Source organism: Streptomyces sp. NPDC048361 (assembly GCF_040651795.1).
GTDB lineage: Bacteria > Actinomycetota > Actinomycetes > Streptomycetales > Streptomycetaceae > Streptomyces.
Genome location: NZ_JBEZKW010000121.1, coordinates 1 through 6,333, shown reverse-complemented (window position 1 = coordinate 6,333; position 6,333 = coordinate 1). Strand labels below are relative to the sequence as shown.

The following is a 6,333-nucleotide window of genomic DNA, read 5'->3' as shown; positions in this document are numbered from 1 at the left end:
GCCCCTCGGACCTCGAACGGCTCCAGGGCGCGCGGCCCACCGGACCCTGAGGGCTCCAGGGCGCGCGGCCCACCGGACCCTGAGGGCTCCAGGGCGCGCGACCCACCGGACCCTGAGGGCTCCAGGGCGCGCGGCCCACCGGACCCTGAGGGCTCCAGGGCGCGCGGCCCACCGGACCCTGAGCCGCACAGAACCGGCACCCAGCGGCACACGGCCGTCTCCTGAGCCGTACTGAGCCGTCACCCTGCGCCAGGACACGACCGTCGCCTCGCGCGGGGCGCGCCGGGGTGCGCGCCGGCACGCCGCGCCCGTGCTGCTTCGCGCCGGGTTCCCCGCCGTATGGCCCGGGGAGGATGTTCGGGGATCCGGGGGGGGCCACATCGCCCCAGCCCGAGGATGCGGACTCGTTCTGGAGGTGCCCCACCGTGAGCACGACGCTTCCCTCGCGTAAGGGAAAGGCGCCGGGCCGCTGGCCACTGCTCGGCCATGCCTGGCAACTCCACTCACGCCCCCTGGAGTTCCTGTCCTCACTGCCCGCCCATGGGGATCTCGTCCGCATCGGCATGGGGCCCTGGCCCGCGTACGTGGTGTGTGAACCGGACGCCGCGCACCGCATGCTCACCGATTCCCGCACCTTCGACAAGGGTGGCCCGTTCTTCGACAAGGCCCGTGTGCTCTTCGGCAGCAGCCTGCCCATGTCGGGCTGGCAGGAGCACCGGTGGCAGCGCCGTCAGATGCAGCCGGCCTTCCAGAGCGACCGGATCGAGAAGTACGCCACCGTCATGGGCGAGGAGGTCGACCGCATGACCTCCCGCTGGCGCCCGGGCATGCGGCTGGACGTCACCGCCGCACTGACCAGGCTCACCCTGCGGATCGTGACCCGCAGCGTGCTCGCCGCCGAGGCCCAGGACGCGGCCGTGGCGGAGGTGCAGGAGAGCCTGCACACCGTCATCGACGGCATCTACCAGCGCGTGATGCTGCCCCTCGGTCCGCTCTACCGGCTGCCCACGCCCGCCAACCGCCGCTACCGGCGCGCCTGCGTCCGGCTGCACGCGGCCATCGACGGCATCATCGCGGCACGCCGCGCGGCGCCGGGCGGTGCGGACCTGGTGTCCATGCTCCTTGCGGCGCACAACGACGACACCGGGGAAGCCATGTCGGACGTGGACATCCGCGACCAGCTCATGGTCATGATCGGCGCCGGGTTCGAGACGACCGCCAACAGTCTGGCCTTCGCCCTGTGGCTGCTCAGCCAACATCCCGAGGTCGCGGCCCAGGTGTACTCCGAGGCGGACGGTGCCCTGGGCGGCCGTACCGCCACGACGTCCGATCTCGACGCGCTGCCCTGCACCCGGCGCGTCGTCAACGAGGTCCTGCGGCTGTATCCGGCGGGCTGGTTCTTCACCCGCGTCACGACCGCCGACACCACGCTCGCCGGACAGCACCTGCCCAAGGGCACGGCTCTGCTCTACAGCGCATACCTGTTGCAGCACCGGCCCGAGCTGTTTCCCGACCCGGACCGATTCGACCCCGACCGCTGGATCCGGCAGAGCGCCGAGACCCTGCCGCGGGGCGCCCATGTGCCGTTCGGGGGCGGCAACCGCAAATGCATCGGCGATCAGTTCGCCCTGATCGAGATGACACTTGCGCTGGCGACGGTGTGTTCCCGCTGGGAACTGCGTCCCGACCCCGGCGCCACCATGACCGTCCAGGTGCGCGGCACCCTGGGTCCCGGGCCGCTGATGATGACCTGCCGGCCCCGCGGCAAGGCGGCCGAGGACTGAACCGGTGCGGGCCCCGACCCGACGGTGGAACCGCCCCCGGCCTTCCTCCGTCTTCCGGCGTGTGATCACCGCGCGCAGGGTCCATCAGGAGCCCGGGCCTGTGGTTGCGGGAGGCGAGGCAGCGGGTGTCCGTGCGGGGAGCGGTGAGCAGCGGCCGGGCGGAATCCGGGACGCCCGAGGACGCGTACGGGCACACCATGTCGTTCGCGGCGCTGGCGCAGGCGCCCAACAGGCGGCTCACCGAGGCGTGGCTCCTGTGCTTCGTCGTGCTGATCACGCTGGGCGGTGACGCGGCCACCGGCCTGTCGATGCACGGCCGGCTGCCCGGAGGGTTCACCACGTTCGCCGCCACGATGGGTGGGGTCGCGTCGGCCGCTCATCTCGCGGTACGGCGCTGGGCGGCGCGGGCCGATCCGTTGCTCCTGCCGCTCGCCCTGCTCCTCACCGGCCTGGGGCTGGTCCTCATGCGCCGCCTGGACATCACCTATGTGGCCGAGCCACGCCTGCACATGACGCCGGCGGGCGACGGACAGCTGATGTGGACGGTCATCGGGGTGGCCGCGTGTGCGGGTGTGCTTCTCGTTCTGCGCGATCACCGGTGGCTCCAGCGGTACATCTACCTGATGATGACGGTCGCGCTGGTGCTCCTGATGGCTCCGGCGTTCTCCAGTGCCGACCAGTTCGGGGCCAAGCGCTGGATCATGCTGGGGCCGCTGTCCGTGCAGCCGGGCGAGTTCGTCAAGATCATGATCGCGGTGTTCTTCGCGGGCTATCTGACCGTCAACCGGGACGCGCTGGCCCTCTCCGGCCGCCGCTTCCTCGGCGTGCGGCTGCCGCCCGGCCGGCAGTTGGGGCCGATCGCCGCGATATGGATGCTCAGCCTTCTGGTGCTGATCTTCGAGCGGGACCTCGGCACATCACTGATCTTCTTCGGCCTCTTCGTGATCATGTTGTACATGGCCACGGAACGCACGAGTTGGGTGGTGTGCGGCCTGCTGATGGCCGTGGTCGGCGCCATGGTGGTCGGCTCGATCGAGCCACATGTGCACGGCCGGGTGGTGGCGTGGCAGCACCCGATGGACGCCTTCACGGAGGCGGGCCGCGCTGCGGGGGTGTCCAACCAGCTGGGGCAGGCGCTTTTCAGCTTCGGCAGCGGCGGCATCACCGGCAGCGGTCTGGGCCAGGGGCACCCGGAGCTCGTCGGCTTCGCGGGGAACAGCGACTTCATCCTGACCACCGTCGGCGAAGAGCTGGGGCTCACGGGGGTGATGGCGGTCCTGGTCCTGTACGGGCTGCTCGCTCAACGCGCTTTCCACACCGCCCTGTTGGCCCGCGACCCCTTCGGAAAGCTCCTCGCCACCGGGCTTGCCGGCGCCCTGGTGCTCCAGGTGTTCGTGGTCACGGGCGGGGTCACGGGTTTGATCCCGCTCACCGGCAAGGCGCTGCCGTTCCTCGCCAAGGGCGGCTCGTCGATGGTCGCCAACTGGCTGATGGTGGCGCTCCTGATCCGCATCAGTGACACCGCGCAGCGACGCCGTGAACCCGCTTCGCCGCACGGCGCCCCGGACCTGATGCACACCCCTGGCCGCGGGATGTTCTCGCGGGCGGGGTGAGTCGGCGCGCACGCGCGGAACCGAGAGGTCTCCCTGCCGCGTCCACCTCTGTGGTCATGCGCTGTGGACATGACATCCCGCACTCCCAGGAAGAGACGAAACCATGGTCTACCCGGGCAGCACGCCTCCCCCTGCCGCGCCCCGCAGACGTCGGGGCTGCCTCCCCGCCCTGGTGATACTCGCCGTGCTTCTGGGCCTCGGCTACGGCGCGTCCAAGCTCTTCGGCGACGGCCATGGAACGTCCTCGTCGTCGGCGTCCTCTTCGTCCTCAGCCTCACACAAGAACGGTGAGTGGAAGGTGGGCGACTGCGGCGGTCCCGACCCCGACGACGCCCCGAACGGCTACACGGCGTTCGACTGCGGCGACAAGGGGGCGACCTTCAAGGCACTCGACGTACAGGCCGCGAGCTTCTTGCCCGACGCCATCCAGTGCCCGGCCGGTACGGATCTCATCATCCAGGTGAGCGTCAGCTACGGATCCAAGAAGAGCTCGGGCGGTGGCATCCCCAGCAAGACGGTCTGCGGACGCAACCTCTCCTCCTCCCACCCCGGGGACGCGGGAGCGGGCGGCGGCCAGTTGGTGAAGGGTGACTGCATCACGTCCACGGCGAAGGAAGTGCCCTGCGCCTCCTCGGGGTCGGACGCGTACACCGTGCTCGACCTGGTGAAGGAGACGACGCAGTGTCCGTCCGGAACCACTGAGCCCATGCGCCTGACCATGGCCATCGGCCGGCCCTACGACGTCATCTGCGCCGCGAAGAAATAGCGGTGTCGCACCGCGCGAACGGAGCCGGCCGGCGCCGGCTCCACGTGCTCCCGTTCAGTTGAGTTCAGTGCGGTCCAGCCAGGTTCGGTGAGGTTCGGTGAAGGCTCACAGCGTCAGCCGGGCCGCCTCACTGCTCAGCCTCGGCGCGGGAAGCGCGTGCTCGCGGCGGAGCGCCGCGGCCGGGGGCGGCACCGGGCCGCTGCGGGCCACCGAGGTGATCAGCTCCCGCAGCTGCTCCACATAGCAGTGGATGTTCTTCTGTGCGATCGCCGTGTCCGGGTAGCGGATGGCCAGTTGCAGCCCGCCGTGCAGGCGGGTGAACCACGCGCACACCTGGTCCCCGTAGGACACCCGCAGCATGGCGTACGCCTTCTGTTGGTCCCACTGGCGCGCCCCGGGGATGTCCCGCGCGTCGACGAACGAGACGATCGAGTAGAGGTCCGGCGAGGTGGGCCGGAAGTCGGAGCCGAGCAGCCGCAGCACGCGGGCGATCGGCAGATGTGCGAGGGACTTGTTGGCGCGCAGCGCGGCACGGACCATCGTCAGCGCGTCGTCGAAGCCCAGGGCCTGCGCGACGGGGATCTCGATCGGTGCGCCGCCGACGTACCACCCCACCGACTCCGCCCACCGGGACTTCGCCCGGGTGTGGAGGGGCACCACCGTGCGGTAGACCGGCTCGCCGCCGATGTTGTGCACGATGAGGCTGGTGGCCGCAAGGACCCCCACCTGACCGCCGCCGTAGGGGCGGCAGTACGCCGAGAAGGCCGCGGCATCGGCGTCGTCCACGAGCATCTCGTACAGGAGCTTCTGCTCCGGCAGCCGGCCGCCCGGTTCCAGGCCCAGGTCGACCGGGAAGGCGGGCAGTCTGCCGTCGCAGCGGGCGATGAACTCCCGCCAGCGCGCCACGATCGCGTGGGTGTCGTCGACCTGGTCCGCGCTGGCCCGCTCGATCTCGCAGAAGTCGACATAGCTGCCGACCGGAGCCGGCTCTTCGGCACCCGCGCCGCCGCGGGCCGAGTAGAGCTCGGAGATCTCGGAGGGGATGCGCTGGAGCGAGTACGCGTCGACGTTGCTGTGGTCGAACGCCATGTACACGCTGGTGCAGTCGTCCCTGACCACCGCCGTGTACAGGAAGTTGGGCCACCCCAGGGCGTCCGCGGCCACATCGAAACGGTCCTGGAGGTGGAGGCTCAGCTCCTGCGCGTCGGGGAAGTCGCCGACCACCTCGCGCCGGAGCGCCACGGCGTCGGACGCGGCCGTGAAGCGGCGCATCTCGTCACCGACCCAGCGGAAGCCGCTGCGCAGCGTCTCGTGCCGCAGGGTCCAGGTCCGCAGCGCCGCTTCGAGCCGGTCGAGGTCGACGGGCCCAGCGATGTCGAACGCCGCGCCGAGCCAAGTCGGCACGAACAGGCCGTCCTCCCGCACCGAGCGGGCCGTGCGGATGTGGGACTCCTGCACATAGGCGGGCGGACGGGAATCATCGGGCTGACTGGTCGCGGCCTCGACCATGAGGGGGTCCAAAGTCCATTCGACCAGCCGTCCGGGACGGACCTCGCAGCCGTGAACGTCGGTAATTCGCACGGGAGTCTTCCATTCACACACGGTCGGGGAACACGGGCAAACTGCAGGCAGCAGAGGGTTGGAGCCGCCCGCGGGCATGGCCGACGGAGCCGGCCGTCCGGAGCGCCTTGCGTCCGGCCGGACAGGGGGAGCGGGCCGGCCGGGCCCGTACGGTCGGGTACTCCCGAGGGCGCCCGGCGGAGGATCGGTTCAGCACGTCGGCGCCGGGGTCCGCCCCCAGGGAGCCGGTCAACTCCTGTGTGCCCGGCGGCGGTGCGGCCATGTGACGGGGCGGCCGCCGGCGTGCAGGGACCCCAACGCCCCGGTGCGGGGCGTCCGTTCGCGGTCCCTCGATGCGAAGGCCGGCGTCCGGGCGCCTCAACTCAGGAAATACGGTCATGCGGTGACCAACGCGCCGGGAGCGCTCTCGGGCACGCTGGACCACCCCAACGAGTAGCACGCGCCGAACTCCGTACGTCACACGGTGCGCGCGAAGGCAGGCGGGGGGGGGGGGGCCACCCCCCCCCCCCCCCCCCCCCCGGCCCCCCCCCCCCCCCCCCCCCCGGCGGAGGGGGGGGGGGGGACGGAGTGGGGGGGGGGGGGGGTTGAA

At 71.4% G+C, this 6,333-nt stretch carries 4 protein-coding genes; 3 read left to right on the top strand and 1 reads right to left on the bottom strand.

Going from position 1 to position 6,333, the window contains the following annotated elements:
* The first annotated feature begins 425 nt into the window (after nt 1-425).
* The 3 genes from AB0D31_RS34375 (at nt 426) to AB0D31_RS34365 (ending at nt 4,163) form a co-directional block, all read left to right on the top strand.
* Nucleotides 426-1,784, top strand: a complete 1,359-nt coding sequence (locus AB0D31_RS34375; RefSeq protein ID WP_362730769.1) for a cytochrome P450 — start codon at nt 426-428, stop codon at nt 1,782-1,784.
* Between the two features lie 197 nt (nt 1,785-1,981).
* Nucleotides 1,982-3,397 carry an FtsW/RodA/SpoVE family cell cycle protein gene (locus AB0D31_RS34370; RefSeq protein WP_362730771.1) on the top strand — a complete coding sequence of 472 codons (1,416 nt, stop codon included), beginning with the start codon at nt 1,982-1,984 and terminating at the stop codon, nt 3,395-3,397.
* Nucleotides 3,398-3,500: 103 nt separating this feature from the next.
* Nucleotides 3,501-4,163 carry a hypothetical protein gene (locus AB0D31_RS34365; protein WP_362730766.1) on the top strand — a complete coding sequence of 221 codons (663 nt, stop codon included), beginning with the start codon at nt 3,501-3,503 and terminating at the stop codon, nt 4,161-4,163.
* Nucleotides 4,164-4,268: 105 nt separating this feature from the next.
* Here the strand turns inward: AB0D31_RS34365 and AB0D31_RS34360 are convergent, their stop codons facing one another.
* Nucleotides 4,269-5,744 carry a condensation domain-containing protein gene (locus AB0D31_RS34360; protein ID WP_362730763.1) on the bottom strand — a complete coding sequence of 492 codons (1,476 nt, stop codon included), beginning with the start codon at nt 5,742-5,744 and terminating at the stop codon, nt 4,269-4,271.
* Nucleotides 5,745-6,333: the final 589 nt, after the last annotated feature.